The 26355-nt window shown below is 22.3% G+C and carries 23 protein-coding genes and 1 pseudogene; 22 read left to right on the top strand and 2 right to left on the bottom strand.

Translation table 11 applies throughout. From position 1 onward, the window contains the following. The first annotated feature begins 1 nt into the window (after nucleotide 1). The 4 genes from rsmI (at nucleotide 2) to AADV48_RS00325 (ending at nucleotide 3919) form a co-directional block, all read left to right on the top strand. Nucleotides 2–850, top strand: coding sequence for a 16S rRNA (cytidine(1402)-2'-O)-methyltransferase (gene rsmI / locus AADV48_RS00310; protein ID WP_341266627.1), 849 nt, complete (start codon nucleotides 2–4; stop codon nucleotides 848–850). Between the two features lie 21 nt (nucleotides 851–871). Further along, nucleotides 872–2431, top strand: coding sequence for a methionine--tRNA ligase (gene metG / locus AADV48_RS00315; RefSeq protein WP_341266628.1), 1560 nt, complete (start codon nucleotides 872–874; stop codon nucleotides 2429–2431). Nucleotides 2432–2907: 476 nt separating this feature from the next. Next, nucleotides 2908–3147 carry a hypothetical protein gene (locus AADV48_RS00320; RefSeq protein WP_341266629.1) on the top strand — a complete coding sequence of 80 codons (240 nt, stop codon included), beginning with the start codon at nucleotides 2908–2910 and terminating at the stop codon, nucleotides 3145–3147. A gap of 31 nt (nucleotides 3148–3178) precedes the next feature. Continuing rightward, nucleotides 3179–3919 carry a Fic family protein gene (locus AADV48_RS00325; protein WP_341266854.1) on the top strand — a complete coding sequence of 247 codons (741 nt, stop codon included), beginning with the start codon at nucleotides 3179–3181 and terminating at the stop codon, nucleotides 3917–3919. Nucleotides 3920–4220: 301 nt separating this feature from the next. Here the strand turns inward: AADV48_RS00325 and AADV48_RS00330 are convergent, their stop codons facing one another. Then, entirely contained in the window at nucleotides 4221–4415 is a 195-nt protein-coding gene (locus tag AADV48_RS00330; protein WP_341266363.1) for a hypothetical protein, read from the bottom strand. A 306-nt stretch (nucleotides 4416–4721) separates the two neighbouring features. On the opposite strand from AADV48_RS00330, the gene AADV48_RS00335 reads away from it, so the two are divergent. The 5 genes from AADV48_RS00335 to AADV48_RS00355 all read left to right on the top strand — a co-directional run bounded on the left by AADV48_RS00335 (nucleotide 4722) and on the right by AADV48_RS00355 (nucleotide 8520). After that, complete coding sequence (locus AADV48_RS00335; RefSeq protein WP_341266630.1) at nucleotides 4722–5255, top strand: hypothetical protein; 534 nt, start codon at nucleotides 4722–4724, stop codon at nucleotides 5253–5255. Between the two features lie 257 nt (nucleotides 5256–5512). After that, nucleotides 5513–6217 (top strand): hypothetical protein, encoded by a 705-nt coding sequence (locus AADV48_RS00340; protein WP_341266631.1) that lies wholly within the window; start codon nucleotides 5513–5515, stop codon nucleotides 6215–6217. 306 nt (nucleotides 6218–6523) lie between these two features. Beyond that, entirely contained in the window at nucleotides 6524–7330 is an 807-nt protein-coding gene (locus tag AADV48_RS00345; RefSeq protein WP_341266632.1) for an alpha/beta fold hydrolase, read from the top strand. A gap of 319 nt (nucleotides 7331–7649) precedes the next feature. Next, a complete protein-coding gene (locus tag AADV48_RS00350) occupies nucleotides 7650–8018 on the top strand; it encodes a hypothetical protein (protein WP_341266633.1) in 369 nt (122 codons plus the stop codon). A 190-nt stretch (nucleotides 8019–8208) separates the two neighbouring features. After that, entirely contained in the window at nucleotides 8209–8520 is a 312-nt protein-coding gene (locus AADV48_RS00355; protein ID WP_341266634.1) for a hypothetical protein, read from the top strand. A gap of 675 nt (nucleotides 8521–9195) precedes the next feature. Here the strand turns inward: AADV48_RS00355 and AADV48_RS00360 are convergent. After that, entirely contained in the window at nucleotides 9196–10068 is an 873-nt protein-coding gene (locus AADV48_RS00360; protein WP_341266635.1) for a hypothetical protein, read from the bottom strand. A gap of 519 nt (nucleotides 10069–10587) precedes the next feature. Here AADV48_RS00360 and AADV48_RS00365 point away from each other — a divergent pair. The 13 genes and pseudogenes from AADV48_RS00365 (at nucleotide 10588) to AADV48_RS00425 (ending at nucleotide 26313) form a co-directional block, all read left to right on the top strand. Next, on the top strand, nucleotides 10588–10986 hold the full coding sequence (locus tag AADV48_RS00365; protein WP_341266636.1) for a hypothetical protein: 399 nt from the start codon (nucleotides 10588–10590) through the stop codon (nucleotides 10984–10986). Between the two features lie 9 nt (nucleotides 10987–10995). Next, nucleotides 10996–11458 (top strand): annotated as a pseudogene (locus AADV48_RS02930) (AAA family ATPase); the annotation flags it as partial. 1010 nt (nucleotides 11459–12468) lie between these two features. Then, the gene (locus AADV48_RS00380) at nucleotides 12469–12903 is read left to right on the top strand and encodes a DDE-type integrase/transposase/recombinase (protein ID WP_341266638.1); all 435 of its coding nucleotides are present in this window, start codon (nucleotides 12469–12471) and stop codon (nucleotides 12901–12903) included. A gap of 35 nt (nucleotides 12904–12938) precedes the next feature. Continuing rightward, entirely contained in the window at nucleotides 12939–13022 is an 84-nt protein-coding gene (locus AADV48_RS02935; RefSeq protein WP_423064663.1) for a hypothetical protein, read from the top strand. A 598-nt stretch (nucleotides 13023–13620) separates the two neighbouring features. After that, on the top strand, nucleotides 13621–14706 hold the full coding sequence (locus tag AADV48_RS00385; protein ID WP_341266639.1) for an HsdM family class I SAM-dependent methyltransferase: 1086 nt from the start codon (nucleotides 13621–13623) through the stop codon (nucleotides 14704–14706). Then, nucleotides 14703–15146: a hypothetical protein gene (locus tag AADV48_RS00390; protein WP_341266640.1), complete on the top strand. Its 444-nt coding sequence runs from the start codon at nucleotides 14703–14705 to the stop codon at nucleotides 15144–15146. Before AADV48_RS00385 ends, AADV48_RS00390 begins: the two co-directional genes overlap by 4 nt. 14 nt (nucleotides 15147–15160) lie before the next feature. Then, nucleotides 15161–15898 carry a hypothetical protein gene (locus AADV48_RS00395; RefSeq protein ID WP_341266641.1) on the top strand — a complete coding sequence of 246 codons (738 nt, stop codon included), beginning with the start codon at nucleotides 15161–15163 and terminating at the stop codon, nucleotides 15896–15898. A gap of 1201 nt (nucleotides 15899–17099) precedes the next feature. After that, nucleotides 17100–17348: a hypothetical protein gene (locus AADV48_RS00400; RefSeq protein WP_341266642.1), complete on the top strand. Its 249-nt coding sequence runs from the start codon at nucleotides 17100–17102 to the stop codon at nucleotides 17346–17348. Between the two features lie 1319 nt (nucleotides 17349–18667). After that, nucleotides 18668–20230: a ribonuclease Y gene (rny, locus tag AADV48_RS00405; protein WP_341266643.1), complete on the top strand. Its 1563-nt coding sequence runs from the start codon at nucleotides 18668–18670 to the stop codon at nucleotides 20228–20230. Nucleotides 20231–20452: 222 nt separating this feature from the next. After that, nucleotides 20453–21355: a tRNA (adenosine(37)-N6)-dimethylallyltransferase MiaA gene (miaA, locus tag AADV48_RS00410; RefSeq protein ID WP_341266644.1), complete on the top strand. Its 903-nt coding sequence runs from the start codon at nucleotides 20453–20455 to the stop codon at nucleotides 21353–21355. Further along, a complete protein-coding gene (gene efp, locus AADV48_RS00415; RefSeq protein WP_341266645.1) occupies nucleotides 21348–21923 on the top strand; it encodes an elongation factor P in 576 nt (191 codons plus the stop codon). Before miaA ends, efp begins: the two co-directional genes overlap by 8 nt. Nucleotides 21924–22172: 249 nt before the next feature. Further along, nucleotides 22173–23441, top strand: coding sequence for a hemolysin family protein (locus AADV48_RS00420; protein WP_341266646.1), 1269 nt, complete (start codon nucleotides 22173–22175; stop codon nucleotides 23439–23441). Between the two features lie 136 nt (nucleotides 23442–23577). Next, nucleotides 23578–26313: a cation-transporting P-type ATPase gene (locus AADV48_RS00425; RefSeq protein WP_341266647.1), complete on the top strand. Its 2736-nt coding sequence runs from the start codon at nucleotides 23578–23580 to the stop codon at nucleotides 26311–26313. Nucleotides 26314–26355 lie beyond the last annotated feature (42 nt).

The raw sequence follows: 26355 nt of genomic DNA on the forward strand, positions 1-26355 counted from the left end.
TATGGTTACGATTCAACAAACTTTTATTCAAAATAAAAATATTTTGTATTTAGTGGCAACACCAATCGGAAATATGTCTGATTTAAGTTTTAGGGCTTTAGAAACTTTAAAAAAAGTTGATTATATTTTCACCGAAGATACTAGAATGGCTTTGAAAATTTTACATTTTTATAATTTTAAAAATAAATTGATTTCTTTACATAAATATAATGAAAAAGAACGTCTTCAACAAATTTTATGTTTGTTAAAAGAAGGAAAAAATTTAGCTTTAATTAGTAACGCTGGCACTCCTTTAATTAGCGATCCAGGTCTTTTTTTAGTGCAAGAAGTTAAAAAAGCTGGTTTTTATGTAACTGTTATTCCTGGTCCATCTGCTTTTTTGGCTGGTTTTGTTCTTTCTTCTTTTGAAACTCCTTTTTTATTTTTAGGTTTTTTATCTAAAAAAAAAGAGATGAAGAAAAAAATTTTATTAAAATATCGTTTTTTTGAAGGTTCTTTAATTTTGTATGAATCTGCTCAGAGAATTAAAGAGACATTGTTATTAATTCATGTTTGTTATGGAGAAAGAAATATTTCTTTATCTCGAGAATTAACTAAAAAATTTGAAACTATTATCACTGGTTCTTTAGAAGAAATTTTACAACAAGAATTATCTTTAAAGGGAGAATATGTTTTAGTTATAGAAACGAATAAAAATAATGATTTGTATCAAGATGTTAGTTTAGAAGAACATGTTATTTTTTTCTTAGAGCAAGGTTATACTGAAAAAGAAGCTTTTATTAAAGTAGCACGAGAACGCAAAATATCTAAAAAGATACTTTTTAATAAATTTAAGATTGCTAAAAATTAAAGAAAGATTTTAAACAAATACATGAATAATTCATTTGATAAAAAAAATTTTTATATAGCTACTTCTATTGTTTATGCCTCTGCTATTCCACATATTGGTAATATTTATGAAATGATTTTAGCTGATGTTATAGCAAGATTTAAACGATTAGAAGGTTATAAAGTTTATTTTCAAACAGGAGTTGACGAACATGGTCAAAAAATAGAAAAAAAAGCGTTACAAGCCAATTTAGATACCCAAAATTATGTTGATCAAATTTCTGATAAAGTTAAAACTATTTATGAACAAATGAATATTAAATATGATTTTTTTATAAAAACAAGTGCTTTGTCTCATCAAAAAAAAGTTAAAATGATTATTGATAAACTTTGGCAACAAGGAGATATTTATTTAGGTTTATATGAAGGCTGGTATTCTGTTAATGATGAAAGTTATATTTCTGAAAAAGATTTGATTGATGGAAAAACAGCGGCCGGAGAAACTCCTATTTGGACTAAAGAACAAGTGTATTTTTTTAAATTATCTAAATACCAAAATAGATTATTACAGTATTTAGAAAACGATCCTTATTTAATTCTTCCAAGTCATTTTAAAAAAGAAATTTTAAATTTATTAAAAACTCCTTTAGAGGATCTATCTATTTCAAGAACCGCATTTAAATGGGGTATTAAGTTGAATATCAATCCTGAACATGTAGTTTATGTTTGGATAGATGCTTTAAGTAATTATATTACAGGATTAAATTATCCTTTTTTTGAGGGCGAAGATAATTTTAAATTTAAACAATTTTGGCCTTGTGATGTTCATGTTATCGGTAAAGATATTAATAAATTTCATTTGATTTATTATCCTATTTTATTAATGGCTTTAGATTTATTTTTACCAAAAAAATTTTTAATTCATCCTTGGATTTTATTTAATAATAAAAAAATGTCTAAATCTCTTAATAACACCATTTATGCAGATGATTTATTAAAAATTTTTCCTGTAGATGCTATTCGTTATTTTGTGTTACATGAAACTCCTTATACTTCTGATGGTATTTTAACTTATGATCTTTTATTTGAAAGATATAATACAGATCTCGTGAATACTTTAGGTAATTTATTAAATCGTACTTTAGGAATGATCGAGAAATATAAAAATAATAAATTAAATAAAAGTTTAAATGCTGTTAACGAATTTGAATCAATCAATTTAATGAAAGAAGCTTCTAATACTGTATCTTGTGTCCGTCTTTACATGGAACATTATAAAATAGGTGATGCTTTGGAATGTATTTTAAAATTATCTCGTTTATGTAATAAATATATTGATTTTACTAAACCATGGCATTTAACTAAAGATAAAGAAAATTTAGATAAATTAGATTTTGTTTTGTATTCTTTGATTGAAACTATTCGTTTTATAGGTGTTTTATTACAACCTTTTTTACCAGATACAGCTAGTAATATTTTAAAACAGATTCAAGCAGAAGAAATTACTTTTGAAAGTTTAAAAATATTTGGAGTGACTCAAGATAAAGAATTAAATGCGAAAATAAAGCTTTTTGAACGTTTAAATAAAGAAGATTTTTTATAAATTAAATTTACTTATTTATTGATAAAATTTCGATAAAGATAATAACTTCTTTATAAATTTTTTGAAAATACCTTTTTATTAAAGAATTCATAATTTATATGAAATTTTTGAAAAATGAAACGATTTTAAATTTTAACATAAGATAACTTTTTGAGTTATCTTTTTTTTATTTTCAAGTTAAATTCGAAATTTATTTTAATCATTTTTGAAATCAAAATAAGAAATGAATTGATGTTTTTATTGTATACAAAAATATATTTAATATTATGTTTATCTTTATATTAATTTATTTGAAAAATAAAAAAGTAATTTAAAATACTCAAAAAAATCATCTATAAATAGTTATTTTAGAAGTTATCGGTATATTTTTGGTATCTTATATACCGATTTTAATGTTGTAATATTTATACACGAGGTTTGAAATGAAAAAATTTAATTATCAAAAATTAGAAAAATTATTATTAAATTAAGAAATTGTGCAAATTTTAATTGAAATTACTAAATATCAAAATAAAAAATATTTCATTTTTGATAAACAATCTTTAAAGGTTAAAAATTTTAGAAAATTGGCTAAACGAGATGCTATTGTTTTTTCTAATCAAATCGAAGGGATTCATACTAAAGATAATAGGGTTGATAAAATTATTTTTTCACACGAAACAAATTTGAAAAACAATAATGAACAAGAAATATTAGGATATACTGAAGTATTTTAATTTAATTGATGATAATTTCATAAATATTCCAATTGAACCTAGATATATTTTACAATTTTATGGGATGTTATATCAATATACTAATAAGATTGGTGGCAAATATAAAACAGTTGATAACAATATTACTGAAATAAGGTCTGATGGTACACAACAAATTAGATTTCAACCATTAGCATGTGTTCTAGTATCATCCAAAATGGATGAATTATGTCAAACTTTTAATGCTAATTTTAATAACCCTAAAATAAACCAACTTATTTTAATACTTAATTTTGTTTTTGATTTTTTGTGTATTCATCCTTTTCTTGATGGAAATGGAAGAATTAGTCGTTTATCGACACATCTTCTTTTATATAAAAGTAATCATTTTTATTATAAATTTCTTCAAATTGACAAATTTATTTTTAAAACACAACAACAATATTATGATGCGCTCTTAAAAAGTTCTTTGGATTGGCACGATAATCAACATGATCCATTACCATTTATTTATTATATGTTAACTATTATTTTACAAAATTATCAATTTATTGACGAGTATTATAAGAAAGCAAAAATTAAAAATCCATCTATTGTTCAACTTCAAAGATATTTCGATAAACATCCTAAAAAAGATACTTATAAAAATAATTTAATTGAATTATTTCCGGGATTAAGTCTGCATACAATTAAATTCAATTTAATGCAATTGTTAAAACAAAATTATATAATTAAAAAAGGAAAAGGACGTAATACTTTTTATCAAAAAAATCTGCTTATGAAAAAAATATAAAAATGAAACATTCCTTGCAACCTTCTAATTGTTATTTGTGATAAATATTTCATTTATGCACATTTGAAAGTAATAGAAGGCCAGGTAGTGTTTGTTAGCTACCTTTATCACAAATACTTTCAAATCTACATAAATAAAATATAAATACATTTTTTTAATTTTCAAAGAATATAAAATAAAAAAGTTAAATCGTTTATTTTTTGTTAATAAACAATTTGACTTTTTTAGTTGATTTAATCAACTTTTTAAAAATCTTTTTTTAATTAAATGTTTAATTTTGAGGACACTGCGATTTGTTTTTTCATGAAAAATTATTATCTCCAAAAAGTTGTTTTTCAGTTCTTTCGATTAAATTATCTAAATCATCTTCTTGTGGAGTAAAACCAAAGACTTGTTGATATAATCTTTGATTTAAGTCTACTAAAGTATTTACTTTTGGTTCTTCTTTCAAATACAAAATTTTCTTTTGAAGATCAAAAGTATATTTTGTAGCCATGTTTAAATTCATTTGAATTTTAAAAGGCAGGGTTTTAATATTTTTTAAAAGTACTATTGTTTCATAAAGATCGGAATAATTTAAATATAAAGTTTGGTTATCTAAGTTATAATTAGTTTTTTATTTCTTTTAAACCATATAAATATTTATTCATTTTTTAAAATCTCTTTTTTTAGTTTGAACTATTTTTTGTAAGCAAAAAAATAAGTCAAACCGTTTTTTTAATAAATAGTTTGACTTAAATAACGAAATCTAAACTGGTTCCATTTTGATGGAACAGGACAAACAGCAGCCGCCGCCGCAAAAATGGCCGCCGATGATTGGGATAAAAAACATGAATTTAGTTTCGGTAATCTTCGTGACGCTATTTTCCAAGGTGCCGAATTATATATGGATGCTTTTTGGGAGCGTGGTATGTTAAAAGCAGTAAGTGGTGGAATAACTAAAAAAGCCGCTGGAATTATCGCGAAAGGTGGATTAATTATTCACGAAGCTCACCGTGTAGCCAATTTAGCCAAAGATTTATTTCAAAACGAAGATGGAACACCTAAAATGATGAGCAAAGAAACATATGAAACTATTACTAAAAGAATAGAAAAAGATTTAGTTGAAGCCAAAGCCGACTATAAAGACGCCGAAAAGAAACTAGAAGAATATAAAATTTGCATGAAAGATAATAATTTAAAAAACGAAATGCAAGTAGATAAAAAACAATTAACTGAATTTAAAAAACAAGATGAATCAGTTATAAAAGAATATAATGATATTATCGAAAATTTAATTTATAATAAAAATTTATTTTCTGATGCCACAAACAAACATAAAAAAAAATTGAATTAGAAGAACAAATAGAAGAAACAAATGAAGAAATCAACACTAAAAAAGAAGAATTAAAAAATAAATCACCAAACTACGCAAGAGCCCAAGAAAAAATAAAACAAAAAAAGATATAATAAATTCTTACAACCTATTACTAAGTAATTCATATATTAAACTTTTTTCTTCAATATTAATCAAATAAAAATGTATAATAGTAGTAATTAATTTCTTTAAAAGATAATACCAATTACCACTATTATCGGAAAGGCTATGAAATAATGAACTTTTTTAAAAAATATTGGATCGTTATTTTAATTATTTTCGTATTTATTGTCGGTATAGCATTATTAGGTATTAACAAACTAAATAAAAACCCCCAAAATAAAGACTCAGAAGATGCAATTTTAAATAATTTAGATTTTTTGCCGTCCCAAGACAAAATGAAAATTAAGCAAAAAAGAAAAGAAATAAAAGAATTAGAAAAAGAATTTTCTAATTTAATACAACAATGCAAAATCACAAAAAATTTTGACCCTTCAAAACCTATAAAGAATGAAGATAAACTAGGTACGATTTTGTTTCTGAAACAACAACGATTAAACAGTTTAATATATAATTTTGAATTACCATACATATTCGAAGGCGTAGATATTACCAAAGAACATCTAAAACTCATGATTACAACTGATAATTTTTTTGAAAGAGAAATTTTAGATTTAAGAAAAAATATCTACGAATTAAAACAAGAAACAGCGCCTCCAAAACCTAAAATTCAAATAACACAAGAAAAATATGATAAAATTAAATCTTACATCTTATCAGAAAACGAAAACGCATTTTTAACCTTAAATCTCCCAGAAGAAGAAAAAACTATAATTGATAAAATAAAAAATAGTTGGAAACTTTCATTAAGTTTTTTAAATAAAGAACAAAAACTAATTGACGAATACCAAAAAAATGCGATGATTATAATAAACAAATAAGTGAACTGGATTCCAAAAAAAATGAAAACGAAATCGAGATGTTAAATAATATGTTCAAACGCGACGAAGATTACAAAAAACTATTAGAAAAACGAAATAAAGGCGCTGAAATACAATATAAAGACGTAATTATATTCGACCTCAACTCACTCTACGAAATCACCTCAAATGAGGGATAAAATAAAAAGGATAATTGAATTAATGGTTAAATTCAAAAACCAATTTTTTTATAAAAATAAATATTTTTTACTTATATTATTTTTTTTAATCTTTGCCATTTTAAAGCAAAAAATTTACGCTTACCCTTTGTTAGAAAAACGTAATACAGGTCTTCATACAGATTTTAAAGAAGTTTCGAATGCTAAAGCTAATATAGTTGTTACCCATGGAATTGCTGAAAGTTCAAAAGAATACGAAAGATTATCAAATTTTTTAAATAACAATAATTATAATGTTTTACTTTATGACATTAGAAGTCATGGGCAAAGTAGAAACAATTCTAATGATATAGCAGATATTAATAATTTTAATATTTTAACAGATGACTTGCATTTAATAATTAACTCTTTAAAACGAAAAAATAATTTAAAAAATATTTTATTAGGACATAGTTTAGGCGGCGTGATAAACAATTGTTATATTTATAAATATAACAATGTAGAAGGCGTAATTAATAGTGGCGCCCCAACAAAAATAATAGATTCTGTAAATGCATTTATCGAAGAAGAATCAATACAAAATATACCAAATATTTCAGTAGGAATGAATTATGATAGATTATCAAGATTACCTTTAACACAAGAAATGAAAAATTTTAGAACTATAAATTACTTAACTCCAAATTTTGTAAGAAATACTATGGTTTTAAGTATTCAATATTTTCAAGAAAATTTAATAAATAATTCATATATTTATCCACAACCTCTTTTATTATTGCATGGGAGCTCAGATTCTGTTATTTTATCAGAAAATAGCCAAGAATTGTTTGATATCCTCACAGAATCTAATAAAACATTGAAATTGTATCCTGATATGTATCATAATTTATTTAATGATTTAGATAGTGAACAAGTTTATCAATATGTTATAGTGTGGTTAGAACAAATTGTATAAAAATTTAAATAAATAAAAAAAGCAAAAAAATAACTAATTAAATTATATAAAAATTAAAGACCCTACCCAGGGTCTTTTTCTTTTACCCAATCACAACAACAACTGGCAAGGCCATTAAACCAAAACCCCCAGGAGGCAAACAAATCATGATTAAAATCAAATCCTTAAAAAAGTTTTATTAACCATTTCTTTATTAATCACTATTTTATTCCATCACCCTATCTACGCCCATAACTATTTCCACGAACAAACAAAATCTAAAATAAAACTCGCTGACTACCAAACTTTTCAAAAAGAATGGTTAAACACCCAACCAAAAATGAAAAGATACGACATCAACATTCTAGAACTTGAAGATATCCCTAATATCTTAAAATATTACGATATTTCAACAGCCGTTGGTAAAAATATGCCACCTTCATATAATTCGTATAAGACCCCACAAATATTAAATTGGTACCTAAAAAATCTATCAAAAGACCTTTTAGGAATTTATTTTAAGCCACGTACGAACCCTTTTAAAATAGAATATCCTTATGGTGATTATAATTACACCTTAGAAGATCTCCTAAAATACGAAATCGCCATCGAAGAAGCCTTTGTCTTCTGGGATGCCAAACAAAAACCTCAAGAAATTCAACCTCAAATACATTTAGTAGTTAGTAATATCTTCACTGTTCACTTATGAAAAACAAAAAACTCAATTAGAAACGCGTAAATTATGGAATGAATATGTAGCTTATTTAGAAAAACAAATCGCAGAAGTAGAACAACAATTAAAAAATGATAAACAAAAATCAACTGTTCAAACTAATTTAAAAGCATCTAAATTAAAAAAAGAAAAAGAATTAATTGATTTACAAGATAAAGAACAATTATTGGCCGAAGTAGTTGAATTAGAAACGATTCTTATACCAAATACAGAAACTAAATTACAAAATACTAATTTAACAGAAAACAACAACAAACAATTAACCGAAGAAAAAACACGTTTACAAACTAAATTAACTGATAGTCAATTACAAATTCAAAAAATAGTACAAAAAATAAAAATCGTTCAAGAACTTGATAGTTTAGAAAAAGAAATGAAAGAAGAAAATGAAAACCCTTTAAAAACACTTTTAAAAACACGTCAAGAACAATTACAAACACAATTAGATATCTTATTCTCAACTTTAACAGAGGTTTAGGTTGTTTATTGTTCCCTGTTTATAATTGTGACACCTATTATGTATTACTTATTGCTTTATTTAAAAAATAAATTTTTCTAAAGTAGATTAAAAAAAGAAATTAATTATAAGGTTATTTTTTGTTATATAAAGAACTTTTTTCAAAAAGAGATTATCCAAAAAAAGATTAATATTTGTGATTTAACTAATTCTTTTTTTCAATAAAATTAAAAAAATTAACATATTTAGAATTAAATGTATTATTAGCTTATTTTTTATAATTTATTTCTGAGATAATAAAAATCGTTTTTTGGAAGAAAAAATATTTATTTTTGTGTCATTTTAATATCCATCCTGATGGTTGAGTTTTAAAGAATGTTATAATTTACCCAAAATATTATCAAGTTATTAATGAGTTCCTATTTTTAAATCATTACTAAAATTAATAAATGATACTTTTTTGTCTTGATTTATTAGAAGAAGCGGTAAGTAAGTTTAAAGATATTGAATTCAAAAAAATACATATTAACTACTTGTAATATATTATTGTTATCCTATGATATTAAGCGAAATAAATACTTTTTCATATTAAATTTATTAAGATACATTTATATGTTATATTTCACAATCATTTTGTGTCATATTGCATGCCGGTGATAAATATTAATCAAGAATTATATCAATTAATCTTATCTATTACACAATGAAACTAATTATATATTTAAACAATTTATAATCAGAAAAATGTATATAACTAGCAATTGTCATAATCAAAGAAATAATTTTTTGTAAAATTGATTTTTTTAAAAATAAACAAAATTTTTTTGTAATGAAATGAATTTTCTTTTTGAAATAAAGAAAAATAAATTTTGATTTTTTTTGTTTTTGTAATAATTGTGATTTAATCTTTTGTAATTGTTGAGAATGATTATCGATAAATGTACAAAAACAATTTTCTAATATATTAATGTAAAATGATAAATATTTAATATAATTCCTATGATATTTTAAATTATCTTCTAATTTTTGATAGTTAAAAAATGGATCATGGTTAAAAAATGGATCATAATCAGATGCATTCAAATAATATATTATATGCCCATTTCGAATAGAAGATAAAACACCATTTAAATAATGTTCGATTTTTGCTAAATCTGGTTGAGATATTTTTATACTTTTGATTTCGTCTGTAAAACGTTCATAAGGATAGTAATTACCAAAAAAGAATTCATAAATATCGAATATAATTTTTTCTAAATTTTTATAATGTTTGTCTTTTAAAGGTTTGTTTAAAGAATGATTATATTTTTGAATATCTTTTGATAATAAATTAAGTAATATTTTTCTATTTTTTAATTTATTAAATTTTTTAGTATTTTCCTTAATATTTCGTATTTTTTCTAAACAAATTTTACATTTTATAATTATATATTGTTTATAAAATATTTTTTCTAATATTTGTTGCGACAATATATAAAATAACCGCCATACAAAAGAAAAAATAATTAAAAATACTAATAAATAAATAGAAGATATTGAATTTTGACCTAAATTTGAATTTTTTGTCATATATTAAAAACACCCATAATTTTGAATTTATAAATATATTATAAACTTTTAAAATTAAAAAATAAGTTAGAAAGGAGAATAACGATTGAAACTGTTTAATAAAATTTATTTTGTTTTTTTGGTTTCGTTATTATTGAGTTCGACCGGTTTCATTATTTATGGTGTTGCGTAGAATAAAGACAAAAAGACAGAGGAAACCCAACAAGAAGAAATTAAAGAAGGTATTGATATTTTAGCACAACAATTAGAAAATTTACGTCAAGAGAATCAAAAAAAGATTTATGAATCGGATAAGCTTAAACGTCAAGATGATGTTTATAGACAACAAATAGATGACATTATCAAACGTCAAACTCATATTCTTAATCGTTTAAAGGAAATAACACCAGAAATAACGAAGAAAGAAGAAGAGTTAACCAACACTCCGGATACTGAAACAAATAAAAAAGAAACTCTTACTCAAGAAATTAACACTTTAAAAGAAGAAAAAACTATATTAGAAACAGAACAAGGTAAATTATGCACCCAATCATTAGAGTTATCAAAACAACGTGGCGCCTTATTACAAAGAAAACCGTCGTCGACAAAGAAATTAAACAACAAGACATTGTCATCGATAAAACAAGTAAGTTTGCGGTTTTACAAGAAGAAATAGATAATGTAACAGAAGCGATTAATTATAATGATGCCGAAAAAGAGAAAATCAGAATGACTGTTAATCAAAAAGGTATCGAATCAGAAGAAATTCAAAAATTAAATAATTATAGTTTATTTTTAGATAGTCAATTGTTATCTTTTAACAAACGCTTAGAAAAACTCCATCAAGATATTCAAAATATTAAAGAAAATAACATAGAATTAACAAAGAAAAAACCGACAACCTTATCTAATGTTTACGGGATGGAGGAAGAAAAATAACAGTTTTCTAATATTCTTCATTATTTAAAAGAAGGTAAGCATGTGTTAGGTTATCAAAATGTTAAACCGACGGGAATCTTATTATATGGTTCTTCGGGAACAGGAAAAAGTTATTTAATAGAAGCTGTTTGTGGAGAAACAGGAACACATTTTATTGAATTGGAACCTTCAAAACTGGATAAAACTTATGTTGGTGAAGGAAATGAAGAATTAGAAAAAATTTGGGCCGAAGCAGAATCCAAAGACAAATGTATTATCTTTGTCGATGAAATTAGTGGTTTAGCTAACCGCGAAGACAAAAATACAAATCAAACAGCTATCTAATATTGTTAATAACTTATTAACTAAATTAGATGGTTTTAAAAAAAGCGAGAAAAAAATTATTTTAATGAGAGCGACTAATCATTTAGAAAAAATAGATAGAGCGTTAAGAAGTCGTTTTCAACAAGAAAATAAAATTGATTATTTTAAAATAATAACTTAAACCCAAAACCAATAAGAAAATTATTAATAAAGTAAAAAAAATAAACAACCATTTTTTTATACAATTATTAAACATCCTTATTATTATTTTTATCTTTCTTATTTTTCTTTATTCTTAACTGTTGTTTTTTCCTCAGTTTTATTATTATCTGTTATAAATGGAACGTCAATATAACCTTTATAAAATAAAACACAACTAAATAAAAAAATAATCCCAAATACTAACAATAAAAAATTAATAAATCTATAATTACGTGAATAATAAGACATTTTTTTATATTTATATCCTTTCCACTAAATATTTTTTTTATATATAAAAAAAATTTAATTATCTTTTACAATAATTAAATTTTAAATATTCATAATAATTTAATACGTATTAATTAGTACGTATTATTTCAAGAAAAAAAGGTAGTCATAACAATATTTCAATTGCTCAAAACCACCTCGAAAAACAAAAAGAACCCTTTAAACTCGCCAATTACATCAGAGACCGTCATCCTTTCGACCGTTGAAATAATATAGGGCGAATTTATGATAAGACCACAGCGAATGGATTTAAATTTTCTAGATTATATACTAAAAGCGACAACTGTTTAGATGATTATGTCGATTTCTAAAAATAATTAAATAAAGGCCCAGACGGTAATTACTTAATCCTTAAATACAAAGGACCTAAACATTTCTTAGATCAAGATAAAGATTACTACCTAGGTGAGGATTTTGTTTAAAATTCCAATCACGAATTAACTCATTTCCACTTTCACTTCAACCCTATTCGTAAAACTTTATCCATCTTCAAAGATAAACATAATTATGACCCAATACAAGAAGCTGACATGAAAATAAAGATATAATGATGTTTGGTAAATAAAAAATCAAAGGAGATTTAATTAATGATTAAATTACAAAATCAATATCAATTTAAAATAATAAGTTTTTGTTTATTTTATTTTATTAGGAATTTTATTTATAACTAATAATAATTCTGTTATGGCGATGGAAAACAATGAATTACAAAATAGTTCGAATTTTAACGATAATAACATAGAAATACCTTTTGAAAATTTACTTAAACAACAAACAATTCAAATTAATAATTCTTTTCATAAAAAGAATATGGTTGAGTTCCATTTTGATGGAACTCAACCTTTATATAATCGCGAAATTATCGCTTATCATATGGATGAAAAAATAAATCACCAAATAATAATAAAAACTTTAAAATTTTTACCAAATTTTCAGAAAGGTTGTTTATTTCATTCCGACCAAGGCAGTCAATATATTGCCAAAGCAATTCAAAAAGCTTTACAAGTAAAAAATCTTATTCCCAGTTTTTCCGAAAAAGGCCAACCAGCACAAAACGCCTGCATCGAATCTTTTTTCAGTAATTTAAAAGCGGAATTTTTTTATTTAGAAAAAAAGAAAATTTAACTTTAAAATTTTTAAAACAACAAATCCCTTTATTTATCGAAAATTATAATCAAAAACGTCCTTTAAAATGTTTAGGTTATTTATCACCACAACAATTTAAAAATAAAAAAATGAAATAAAACCCCTTTTTTGATGAAGAATAAAACACCTTTATTATGAAGGCCAAATTTCACGTTTTTAGACATAGGATAAAGGCAATATAAAGATAAATTATTTTTTATCCTTTTAATATGAAGTAAAATGAGTCCATCCATCTAGATTTTTTTCTTTATTTAAAATATAATGAATTATGAATATTTTTATAAATATATAATGATTGTTGGAGATAAATTAAGAAAATATTTTGAAAAAAGAATTTTGCACAGTATAGTATAAAGTATTTTTGTATATACTTTTTTATATAAATTTTTTATATTGTATACTATATTTTTAAAATATTTATATTTATTTTATTTTTCTTTTTTCGGTTCTTTTCTTTCTTTTTCTTTTTAATAAATAAATTTTTTTAAAAAAATATTTTTTTTCATGCTATTATTAAAATAATTAATAAACAAATTAAATTTTTAAAACAAATCAATTGTTGACAAAATTATTTACATGTTATGATAAAAATAATTTTTTTACTTTTGCAATAAAAATTTTAAAAAAAATGTTTTTAAAATTTTTTTAATTTAATATATATTTTGGCCATATATTCAAAAAAGAGAAAAAACTAATATGAATCAAGAAAAAATTTACTATCAAAATTATTTGTTGAATAAAAATATGAAAAAAAATTTAAATAAAAGTTGTAATTTTGAACAACAACAAAGTTTAAAATCTGTTTTCTGTAACCCAAATATAACTAATAAAAAAGGTGTTGTTTATACACCTAATTTTATTGTTAAAAATATGTTATCAACAATTGGTTATTTAAGTCAAAATATTTTAAAAAAACATATTATCGATAATTCTTGTGGTGAAGGTGCTTTTTTAATTGAAATAGTGAATAGATATATTGAAAATGCCAAAGAAAAACGATTAACAGAAATAGAAATTGCCAAAGATTTAGAAATTTTTATTCATGGAATTGAAATTGATTATTTGTCGTATACTGTTTGCATTAATAATTTAAACCAAACGTTATTAAATAATGGTATTACAACACCTGTAAATTGGGACATTATCAACGGAGATACTTTAGAAATCGAAAAATATAATTATCGTATGGATTATATTGTGGGCAATCCACCTTATATAAGAATTCATGATTTAGACTCTAACACTAATTATAAAAAATATACCTTTGCTGCCAAAGGTATGTTTGATTTATATTTAATTTTTTTCGAATTAAGCATTAAAATGTTGAATAATAATGGTAGAACGATTTATATTTCGCCTAATTCTTATTTTACTTCTGTTTCTGGTTATAAATTTAGACAATATTTAATTGAAAATAAATTATTAAGTAAAATAATTAACTTAGGACATTTTAATCCTTTTAAATTCGTAACAATATATCCTTGTATTACTATGATTGATAAAAATAATAAAAGTGAAGTTATTGATTATTATGAATATGACGCAAAAAATTTATTAAATAAATTTATAGCTAAATTAAAATATATTCATTTTTTTATTAATGATTCTTTTTATTTTAGTTCTTTAAAACGATTAATAAATTTTAAAAAAATTATAACAATAGATAAAAATCCTTTTTTAAAAATTAAAAATGCCGTTTCTACTAATTTAGATTTTTTTATAATTCAAATTATCAAGGTGAATTTATTCGTTCTGCTTTTAAAATTTCAACATCTAAAATGACTAAGGTTTTTTATCCATATAATAATCAAGGAATTTTAATTCCTTTAGACAAAATAAAAAACAATAATCCTACTATTTATAATATTTTATGTCAAAATGAAAAAAAATTAAACGCAAGAAGTTTGCAAAAACAAAAATGGTATGAATTCGCAAGAACACAAGGAATTTTAGATATTGAAAAAGAAAAAATAGTTATTAATAATATCATTAAAAATTTAGAAAATATTAAATTCAAAATCCTTTCGCCAAGTATTGTTCCATATAGTGGTTATTATATTTTAACAGATAAATATGATTTTGAATTTATTAAAACAATATTAATGAAACAAGATTTTATTGAATATTTAAAAATACTTGGAAAATCTAAAAACGGCGAATATTATTTTTTTTCAACAACAGATTTACATTTATATCTTTCTTATCAAATGTCACAAATTTAAAGGATCATTTTAAAATGACAGATAATTTTGAAAAAGAATTAATAAAAGAAATTACAAACTCGTTTGAATTTGCAATATCAAAAGAAAATAATAATCGAAGTAGCAATAAAGTAAACACAATTCACAGTATAATTGCACAACATTTACAACAATTACTTGGTTGTAAATATAACGTCGTCACTGAATACAATGGCAAAAATGATAAAAATACAAAAATTAAAGGGAGATATAACGATAAAAAAGTAGATATAGCGATTAAAAGAAAAAATGATAATAAAATCATCTCTGGTATTGGTATAAAATTCCCATTAAGTAATTTTCATAAAAATAAAAATAATTATTTCGAAAATATGTTAGGCGAAACCTCTAATATTCGAAGTAATAATATTCCTTATTTTCAAATAATGATTTTACTCAAAATGATTCCGAATTTTTCTGATAAAAAAGAACCAATACCTTTTACTGTTGTAGATGAAAAATTACTAGAAAATTATGCGACTTTATCAAAAGATAATATAACATCTTTTTTTCATTCTCCCTTAAAAACTTTAATTTTGATATTAAAAGATAATATAAAAGTGAAAAAATTAGAATTTAAGAATAAAAAAGAATATTTTGATTTTTATAAAAAAAATCCATTTGAATTTAGTTTTTCTGATCTTGATAAAATTAAATTTGATTCGGGAGTTATTTTGAATGAATATGCTGTTTTCATTGAAAAAATGTCTTATTTAATAAAAGGTTTTGAATAAAAAAAATCAATTAATAATAAATTTTTGAAACGTTCTAATATACTTTTATCAATTGTTTTTGCTATTTTTTTTAACTAATAAAAGGTTTTTTCGAGACATTTGAAATTATTTTTACATTTTGTTAAAATATTTAAAAATTTTTAATACAAATTTAAAATATAATGAATTATGAATATTTTTATAAATATGTAATGATTGTTGGAGAGAAATTCATAAAATATTTATTTTATTTTTTATTTTTAATAAATAAAATTTTTTAAAAAATTATTTTTTTATGTTATTATTAAAATAATTAATAAACAATTTAAATTTCTAAAAATTATTTTTTTTAGAAAGAATTGTTACTTTTTAACGGTTCTGTTTTTAAGAACACTTTAAACTTATCTTCTAAACCTTTTTATAAAATAAAAAAAATAATTCAAAGTTTTTCACGTTTTTGGAATCGTCATTCGGTTATTAACTAAATTAAATTATCAAACACCTTGACAATATATCCAAAATTTAAAATAAATAATTTATATATATATCAATTTAAGAGAGAATAGATTTTCATTCATTTTTTTTGAATTAAAAAAATCTTTTTTTATAAAAAAACATAAAAATTATTATTTTTTAAAAAATAAATTTTTAGAACATTACACTTCATCGTTATATTTTTATTTTGTTCTGTATCAGATCAAGTATTGACTTTTGAAATATGAACTTGAATTCGAATATAAAATAATTACAAAAAATAAAATATAGATTTTATTTTTTGTAATTATTTTATTTTATAAATAAGTATATATTATAATTTGATGCAATTATTTTCTAAAAGAAAATTTATTTTTGAAACAAGTAATAAGTTAAAAATGTTTATTTTTTAATAAATATTTTTGAATAAACAATGTATAAAAAAATTATGCTGGTTTAATATTTTAGATGTATTAATCTGTATTTTGCTTATGATTTGCGCATATTATATTGTATAATTAAATTGGTATTTATATAATTTAATAAAAAATATAAATATTCAAAAAAATTATATAGTATGTAAATAAATATAATATTTCAAGTTTTTTTGTAATTATATTTGTTATAATTTTTACTTTAATAAAAATAAAATATATGAATAATTTAATGAATAAATATATCAGATAATTAATAAAAAAATGCATTCATAAAGGGTGTTTTATTAAAAAAAGAAAGATATTTATGAAAGATGAAGATGATATTTAATTATACCAAAGGTATTATTTTTTTTAGTTTTGGTTGTATTTTTTTAATATCTATTTGTGTTTTTTTGATCTTTTTTTTAAAATCAGGTTCAGACACAACAGAGACGAACGATTCAGATAGTAATGTGGAGATAAATCCAGAAATTAATTCTGAAAGTTTAGATACTTATGTCGAAGAACAAGAAACACCAACATCTATTGATAAAGTGCGCAAGTTCGAGCGTTTAATCTAGAGGATATTAGGGTTCCTTTGATATTGAAGGGTAATATATCACATTATTGGATTAACCTGAGAATGAAAATTCAATAAGGGAAAATAGCATGTCCAAAAAGCACTTAAATTTGTTAAGAGTGCGAAATGAAATTAAAAAAAGCATGAAGTTCTGATGAATTGAAGATATAATAAAATGATTGGAATTATTTTATATAATATTTGTTAGATTTAATAATTTTATTAAAATAAAATTATTAAATTAAGTCTTTGATTATTATCTTTATCGAATAATCAAATTATCCTTATTTTGAAAAAATACTTAATTTTATAAAAAGTTATTTGTCTAATAAAACAATTATTTTAAAAAGGTTATCCATGCAAAATTTAATATTTACCCAAATTAAATAGCTACCTTGGAAAAAGCTAAACAAACTTGAAATTATTTAATAATTTATGTCATTTTGTATGCTTGCAGAGCTTTCATAGTACTCGTAAAATATTTTTTATATATTTTACCAAGGAGAAGTTAATAACTATTACAAGGGGAAGGAAAGCAGAGAGAAAAAAATATTTATTTTTTCTAATTTAATAAAAATTACTACAATTTTTATAAATGAACTTGGAAAGCCGTATGCATAGGAATATGCCTGTACGGTTTGGGCGAGGGTTTTTATCAAAAATAATATTTTTATTGATTGCAAGATTTATAAAAATAAAAATAATGGTATTTTCTATTCGCATGAAGAAGATGTTGTAACGGATGATCAAAATTCTCAAAGTGTATTAAAACAAATTTCAGATTCTCCAGCTTTTAAGAAAACTTATGGTTTATTATATAAGGCAGGCAAAAAAACAATAGATAAAACAATTAGTTCTTTGACTAAGGTTAATATTTTTAAAAAAACTCCAGTTTTATCCAAAATAAAACCATAATATAATTTTATAAAACTAAAAATTTGATTTATAAATTTTTAGTTTTATTTATTAATGATTTTTGTTGTTTTTACATTAAAATGAAATATTAATTTAAATAATATATAAAATTATAATATAGTATAATTTAAATATATAATTTTTTAACATTCGAATGATTGTTGTGAAAAAAATTATATATTTAAATTATATTAATGCTTTTTATAAAAAAATAATTAAATAAAAATTTGTGCAAATTATTCGTATTGAATTTTATTTTGGCAAAAGATTTTAAATATAAATCAAATTTAAATAAATATTATTTTTTGTATTTTCAAAATAAAAAATTATATAAAGGAAATGATTGATTTTTATAAAAAAATAATAAGTGAGGAGAGAATTGTTTGTTATAAACCAGAAATATAAATGAATACTCTTGTAAATATAGTAACCCTTTTATTTGTTTTTATGATTTTTTGTTTTTTTTATTTTTTTAAAAAAAAAATAAATAAAACAATACAAGAAACAGATGATAAAATTAAAAGAAAATTATTAAAATCTAAATTAATTGCAGAAAAAATCATTTTAGACGCTGAATATAAAATTTCTTTATTAAAAAAAGAAGTTGAAGATGATTTGAATCAAAGACGAAAAATAATTATTAATTTAGAAGAAAAAATCATTCATAAAGAAGAAATGTTAGTTTCAAGATTTAAATATTTAAATGATAAAGAAGAATCTTTGTATACTAAAGAAAAAAAAATTCAAATTAATCAAAAATATTTAGAAGAACTAAGAAATAAAATTCAACAAATAATAATGCAGCAACAAGAAAAATTAGAACAAATTTCTGAGTTAACACAAAAAGAAGCGCAAGAAATTATATTTAAACGTGTTAAAGAGAATACTTATAAAGAAATGTTAGCTTATGAACATGCACAAGAAAGAGAATATAAATTTAAAATAAAAAATAAAGCTAAAAATTTATTAGTTTTTGCAATGCAAAAACTTTCAAGAGAAGTTGTTAACGAGCATAATGTAAGTATAGTTTTTTTAGAACAAGAGGAAATCAAAGGTAGAATCATTGGTAAAGAAGGTCGTAATATAAAATCTTTTGAACTTGTTACAGGTGTGGACTTGATAATTGATGATAACCCAAATATAGTTATGTTGAGTTGTTTTGACCCTATTAGAAGAGAAATAGCTAAGAGAACTTTAGAAAGTTTAATTGTTGATGGAAGAATTACTCCTGCAAGTGTTGAAAAAATATTTTCTAAAATATCTTCAGAGGTAGATGATTTTGTGCAAGAAATAGGAGAAGCAACCGTATATGAAGCTAAAATAGGAATGATTGAAGAAGAATTGGTGATATTATTAGGAAAGTTGCATTTTAGAACTAGTTATGGCCAAAATGTTTTAAATCATTCTTTGGAAGTATCTTTTTTAGCTGGTATTTTAGCTGCTGAAATAGGTGAAAATGAAATTATCGCTAGAAGAGCTGGATTGTTGCATGATATCGGAAAAGCTTTAGATCATCATATAGAAGGTAGTCATGTTAAAATTGGGGTAGATTTAGCTATTAAGTATAAAGAACCTATAGAAGTTATCGATACTATAGCTTCTCATCATGAAGAACAAGAACCTACCACTTTAATAGCTGTTTTGGTTTCAATCGCAGATACAATTAGTTCCACACGGCCAGGAGCTAGAAGAGAATCTATTAATAATTATATCCAAAGGGTAACGGAGTTAGAAAATATTGCTGATAGTATCGAAGGAGTAGAAAAAGCTTATGCAATTCGGTCTGGAAGAGAACTCAGAGTTATTGTAAATACCGAAGAAGTTGACGATTTAAATGTTTTTGTTATAGCTAAAAAAATTAAGAAAAAAATTCAAAATAATATTAATTATAATGGTTCTATTAAAATTACGGTTTTGAGAGAATTAAGAGTAATCGATGTTGCAGAAATTAATAGTTCAAATTTATAAATCATGAAGATATTATATTTTTGTTAAAATATTTTTCAATTATTTAATATATAAAGTGATTTTAAGTCAATATAATTTTATTAATAGATAATTTTATTTTTTTGAATATATAAAGAATATCAAATTTTAATTAAAATTAATTTTTAGAATAAATAAAATTTTAATTAATGATTAAAATAAAATAGAGAATTATTCATTAAAATTTTATTTGAATGGAATTATATGAAAAAGGTTATAGTTATCTCTGGGCCAACAGCATCTGGAAAAACAAGTTTATCTATTGAATTAGCTCGTTTTTTTAGAGGAGAAATTATTAATGCAGATTCGGTACAAATTTATAAAAAATTTGATATCGGTTCAGCCAAGGTTACTATTGAAGAAACTCAAAAAGTAAAACATCATTTATTAAGCGAAATCGAACCAGAAGATTATTATAATATTTATAATTTTCAAAAAGATGTTCGAAATTTAATTCCTAATATAAAATTACCTTTTTTAGTAGGTGGTAGTGGATTATACATCAAAGCAGCTCTTTTTGATTATGAATTATTACCCGAAGATCCATTTTTACATTATAGACTAAATATAGAAAATTTAACTTTAGAACAAATGTTAGAACAAATTCACGAACAAGATTCTGAATTGATTATAGATGAAAAAAATTCTTGTCGTATTATAAGTGCTTATAAACAAATTATGCAAAATAGTTTAAGATCTCAAAAAAAAGGTAAAAATACGCCTTTATTTGATATTTTGTTTTTATATTTAGATATCCCCAAAGATATTTTAAAAGAAAGAATTTGCACTAGATTAGAATATATGTTGCACAAAGGATTTATAGAGGAAGTTCAATATTTAATTAGTAACCATTCTAAAGCAAATTTTAATATTATAGGTTATCGCGAAATAAAAGCTTTTTTAGAAAACAAAATAAATTTAATAGATGCTAAAAAATTAATTATTCAAAATTCTTTAAAATATGCTAAAAGACAAAAAACATGGTTTAAAAATCAAATTTATTCTTTAAAAATTATAAATCCTTTTGAGAAACATTGGAAACAAAATACATTTAAGATGGTAGAAAAATTTTTACAAGATAACGGAGCAAGATATAATAATGATTAATACTAATGATTTTAAAATAGGACAAACTATTAAGTTGAATAATGACGCTTATCAAATTTTGCAATTTTTACATGTTAAACCTGGCAAAGGTGCAGCTTTTGTTAGAAGTAAATTAAAAAATTTAAAAAACGGTTATGTTATTGAACATATCTTTAATGCAGGTGTTAAAATTGAAAAAGCAGTAATTAATAAAATGAAATTACAATTTTCTTATGTTTTAGATAATAAATGCATTTTTTTAGATATTGACACCTATGAAGAATTTGCGATTTCTAAAGAAAAATTAGAAAAAATACTGCCATATTTAAAAGAATTTATGACGGCAGAAGTAATATTTGATGATAAACAAGATATTTTAGGTGTTTCTTTGCCTGATAAAATTTCTTTAAAAGTAATTCAAACTGATTTTTTAACAACAACTAATAATACACGTGTAACAACTTCTTACAAAGATGCTACTTTAGAAACAGGTTTAGTTATTAAAGTTCCTGTTTTCATCGAACAAGGCGAACAAATTATTATTAATACAGAAACAGGCACTTATGTTTCTAGAGGTGTTAAAAAGTAAGAATAAAAATTTTAATCATTGACTAGGTTTAATATACATAAAATAAAATAATTTAGATTTTTTTCATTAATATGTTAAAATTATAGTAGTTATATTCAAATAATAGGATGAATAAAATAATTTACAATTCAAAATAGGAGAATTAATAAATTTAAACATTATGGAACATAGTGATCTAGCTGATTATAATCTTAAAAAAATTTATAGTCTAAATTTTTTCATTAATGAAAAAGAGGTTATAAGATAAAAGTGGATTTATCAATAATTTCAATTTTTATAATTATTTGTTTTTTAGTTTTTTTGAATGCTTTTTTTTCTTCTATCGAAATAGCTTTGGTTTCTTTAAGTCAGAATAAAATTGATTTAGAAGTTAAAAAAGGTGTAAAAAAAGCTTGTAAAATAAAAAAAATAAAAGAAACGCCGAATTTTTTTTTATCAGTTATCCAAATAATAATTCATATTGTAACATTTTCACAAGGAATATTAATAAATATTGCAACTAGTCCTTATAATGATAGTTTTATATATTATAAGTACTTTATTGAAATATCAGTAATTTCTGTTTCTATTGTTTTAGGTGAATTAGTACCTAAAAGAATTGCTTTGGCTTATCCACAACAAACAGCTTATTTTTGGATTAGTCTTTTTAATGTAATTTGTTTTATAATAAAACCTTTAGTTTGGGTTTTTAATCAAATGAGTAATTTTATTTTATTTATTTTGAGAATTGATACAAGTGTTAAAAAAGATATTGTAAATGATGATGAATTAAGATTTTTATTAACTTCGTCTTATAAAACTGGCGAAATTAATAATAGTAGAAAAAATATGATTCAAAATGTTTTTGATTTTGATGGAACAACAGTTTCTGATATTATGAAACATAGAACCGAAATTGTAGCTATTAAATCTGACATTAGTAGAGAAGAAATTATAGAATTTATTTCCCGCGAAAAATATACCAGATTTCCTGTATATGAAGAAAATATGGACAGAATCATCGGAATTGTTCATGTTAAAGATATTTTTAAATTTTTGTTAGAAGACGTAAATAAGGATTTGTTTGATATTAAGAAAATTTTGCGGAAGGTTTATTTTGTTATTGAATTTCAAAACATTAGCGAATTATTCAAAGAAATGCAAATAAAACAAAATCATATAGCTGTTGTTGTTGATGAATATGGCGGAACTGCTGGTATTGTCACTATTGAAGATGTAATTGAAGAAATTTTAGGCGATATCGAGGATGAATATGATAAACAAATTAATGAAATTTTAAAAGTTTCAGATAAAGAATATATTATCCGCGGAACAATTCATTTACACGAAACAGAAGAACATTTAAAAGCTGATTTACCTGTAGAAGAATACGAAACGTTAAGTGGTTTTATTTTAGGCCAATTAAAAAGGATGCCTGAGAAAAATGAAACAATTAAAATTGCATATAATAATTGGCAATTTGAAGGTTTAAAATATGATGGATTAGTTATTCATAAAGTTCGTATTACCCAATTATAATTTTTTGTTATAAATTTATAAATTATTCAAAAATTTCTTATTAAAAATATTATTTTTTAAATATATTTTTTTAAAGAAATTTTTTTTTGGTTTTTTTTAAATTTTTAATAAAATTAACATAGAAAGTTTGAAATAATTGGAGACACTATTTCCGCAATCTTCTTTAAAAATATTAGAGAAGGAAATGCAAACTAATTTTAAAGTAGGTTTAACACAACAAGAAGCCACACAAAGAATTTTAAAACACGGACTTAATAAAATAAAAGAAACATCTAAAAATAGTTTTTATAAAAAATTTTTAGCTCAATTTCAAGATTATTTTGTGTATGTTTTATTAATTATTTGTGTGATAACTTGTTATATCGGTATTTTAGAAGACAAAAAAGAAGAATTAGCTGAAAGTATTTTAATTTTAATAATTATTTTGAGTAACGCCTTTTTAGGTTTTTTTTATGAAAATCATAAAGAATTTTGTTTTTTATTAATTCAAAAAAATACAAAACCTTATACTAAAGTTTTAAGAAATAAAAAAATAAGATTTATTTTAAAAGAAGAAATAGTTATAGGCGATATTATTATTTTAGAAGCAGGTGATATTGTTCCTGCTGATTCTAGATTAATTGAAGCTCATAATTTTCAAGTTAATGAAGCTATTTTGACAGGCGAAACTTTATTTATTGCTAAAAATAGTTATATTGTTCAAGATAAATTTTGTTTAATTGATTCTCCTAATTTAGTGTTTATGGATACTACAGTTGTTTCTGGACGTGCCCAAGGGGTTGTTATTAAAACTGGAATGGATACTCAAATAGGTAAAATAACTAAATTAATTACATCAGACGCAAAAGAGAAAACACCTTTACAAAAAAATATTCAACAATTATCTAAACATTTAATTTTCATTATTTTTATTCTTCTTATTATAAATTTTATTTTAGATTTAACAAAAAAATATTTTTTACAAGATCAAATATATTTAGTTACAATTAAAGAAATTTTTTTATCTTCTATTATATTAGCTGTTGCTGTTATTCCAGAAGGTTTATTATCTATAATAACAATTATTTTAGCATCAGGTATTAAAAGATTGATAAAGGATAAAGCTATTGTTAAAGATTTAAAAACTTTGGAAACTTTAGGAGCTATTAATATTATTTGTACTGATAAAACAGGTACTTTAACACAAAATAAATTGAATATTCAACAATTATATTTTAATTATGATAAAATTAATGTCCATTTTAATTCAAAAATAAAACCAATTGTTCATAAATTGCTTATTTATGGTATTTTATGTAATAATATTTGTTTATTTTCTAAGCAAATACAACGTAAAGATAAAGAAACTTTTTTATTTGATCCTGTAGATCAATCTTTTATAGATTTAGGTAATTTATATAAATTAGATATTCCAAAAATTCAAAGCGAAAATCCAAAAATAAAAGAATTCCCTTTTGATAATGAAAAAAAATTCATGATGACAATTCATCAAAAAGAAAATGACAAATTTGTAATAATAAAAGGAGCTGCTGAGATTGTATTTTCATTATCTAATTATATAGAATATCAAGATGAAATAATTGAGAAAAATAAAGACAATATTATAAAAATAGAAAAAGATTTAGATTTGATATCTTCAGAAGGTTATAAAGTTGTAGGTATTGCATATATAAAACTTAATTATTTAGATGATGAATTTGATTTTGAAAAAATATTGTTTAAAATGGATTTTAAAATTATTTTTTTAGGGGCTTTCGGGATAGAAGATCCTTTGCGTCCTGATATTGTTTGTGCTATTCAAAAATGCAAAAAAGCTTTTATTGATATTATTATGATAACTGGTGATCATCTTCAAACAGCTGTTAAAATAGCTTCAGATTCTAAAATTTTTAATTCTTTAGAAGATTTAGCTATTAACGGTGATGCTTTAGATCTTTTAAGCGAAGAAGAATTCGATATTAAATTACCTTTAATTAAAGTTTATGCTAGAGCCACTCCTGAACATAAATTAAAAATTATTCAAGCTTGGCAAAAAAAAGGTAAAATTGTAGGTATGATAGGTGATGGAGTTAATGATGCTCCTAGTATTAAAAAAGCTGATATTGGTATTGCTATGGGTATAACAGGAACTGATGTTACTAAAAAAATATCGGATATCATTTTAACTGATGATAATTTTAATACTATTCCAATCGCTATTAAAGAAGGTAGAAAACTTTTTGATAACATTAAAAAAAGTATTATTTTTTTATTAAGTTGTAATATAGGAGAAATATTTGTTATTTTATTTAATACTTTATTAGGATATTTGTTTTTTAATTCTGATTTTGTTATTTTAAGTGCTTTGCAGATTTTGTGGGTTAATTTGGTGACCGATTCTTTAGTAGCTATTGCTTTAGGTTTGGAATATCCTGAAGAAGATATTATGGATAGAAGACCACGTTTTGTGGATCATTCTTTATTAAATAAAAATATAATTAAAAAAATTTTAATTGAAGGTATAATGATTGGTAGTTTAACTTTTATAGCTGGTTTTATAGGTTTTAAATTGCATAAACATAATCAATCAGAACAATATGGACAAACTTTTGCTTTTATGGTGTTATCTTTATCGCAATTAATTCATGTTTTTAATTTTAGAAGTTTTCAAAAATCTCTTTTTCAATTGAAAACTAATTGGATTTTAATATTTTGTTTTTTGATTAGTTTCGGTTTACAAATAACTATTGTATTGGTACCTTTTTTTAGAAATAATTTTCGATTATCTTCGCTTTCTATTCCAGATATTATAATTATTTTATTTATATCTACCATCCCTTTATTAATTATAGAAATAAAAAAAATGATAATTAACCACCAATATATTAAATAAAAATAATTTGTAAAATTATTTTTATTTTTTTAATATTTGTAT

The organism is Candidatus Phytoplasma fraxini (assembly GCF_038024965.1).
Taxonomy (GTDB): Bacteria; Bacillota_I; Bacilli_A; order Acholeplasmatales; family Acholeplasmataceae; genus Phytoplasma; species Phytoplasma fraxini.

What these genes read in the sequence shown, in the direction of transcription:
- AADV48_RS00365 (WP_341266636.1), top strand. Translation starts at nt 10,588, where the DNA reads ATGCACCCAATCATTAGAGTTATCAAAACAACGTGGCGCCTTATTACA.
- AADV48_RS00385 (WP_341266639.1), top strand. Translation starts at nt 13,621, where the DNA reads ATGAATCAAGAAAAAATTTACTATCAAAATTATTTGTTGAATAAAAAT.
- AADV48_RS00340 (WP_341266631.1), top strand. Translation starts at nt 5,513, where the DNA reads ATGAACTTTTTTAAAAAATATTGGATCGTTATTTTAATTATTTTCGTA.
- miaA (WP_341266644.1), top strand. Translation starts at nt 20,453, where the DNA reads ATGAAAAAGGTTATAGTTATCTCTGGGCCAACAGCATCTGGAAAAACA.
- AADV48_RS00395 (WP_341266641.1), top strand. Translation starts at nt 15,161, where the DNA reads ATGACAGATAATTTTGAAAAAGAATTAATAAAAGAAATTACAAACTCG.
- AADV48_RS00330 (WP_341266363.1), bottom strand. Translation starts at nt 4,415, where the DNA reads ATGGCTACAAAATATACTTTTGATCTTCAAAAGAAAATTTTGTATTTG.
- metG (WP_341266628.1), top strand. Translation starts at nt 872, where the DNA reads ATGAATAATTCATTTGATAAAAAAAATTTTTATATAGCTACTTCTATT.
- AADV48_RS00380 (WP_341266638.1), top strand. Translation starts at nt 12,469, where the DNA reads ATGGAAAACAATGAATTACAAAATAGTTCGAATTTTAACGATAATAAC.
- efp (WP_341266645.1), top strand. Translation starts at nt 21,348, where the DNA reads ATGATTAATACTAATGATTTTAAAATAGGACAAACTATTAAGTTGAAT.
- AADV48_RS00400 (WP_341266642.1), top strand. Translation starts at nt 17,100, where the DNA reads ATGAAGATGATATTTAATTATACCAAAGGTATTATTTTTTTTAGTTTT.
- rsmI (WP_341266627.1), top strand. Translation starts at nt 2, where the DNA reads ATGGTTACGATTCAACAAACTTTTATTCAAAATAAAAATATTTTGTAT.
- AADV48_RS00360 (WP_341266635.1), bottom strand. Translation starts at nt 10,068, where the DNA reads ATGACAAAAAATTCAAATTTAGGTCAAAATTCAATATCTTCTATTTAT.
- AADV48_RS00335 (WP_341266630.1), top strand. Translation starts at nt 4,722, where the DNA reads ATGGCCGCCGATGATTGGGATAAAAAACATGAATTTAGTTTCGGTAAT.
- rny (WP_341266643.1), top strand. Translation starts at nt 18,668, where the DNA reads ATGAATACTCTTGTAAATATAGTAACCCTTTTATTTGTTTTTATGATT.
- AADV48_RS00350 (WP_341266633.1), top strand. Translation starts at nt 7,650, where the DNA reads ATGAAAAGATACGACATCAACATTCTAGAACTTGAAGATATCCCTAAT.
- AADV48_RS00390 (WP_341266640.1), top strand. Translation starts at nt 14,703, where the DNA reads ATGACTAAGGTTTTTTATCCATATAATAATCAAGGAATTTTAATTCCT.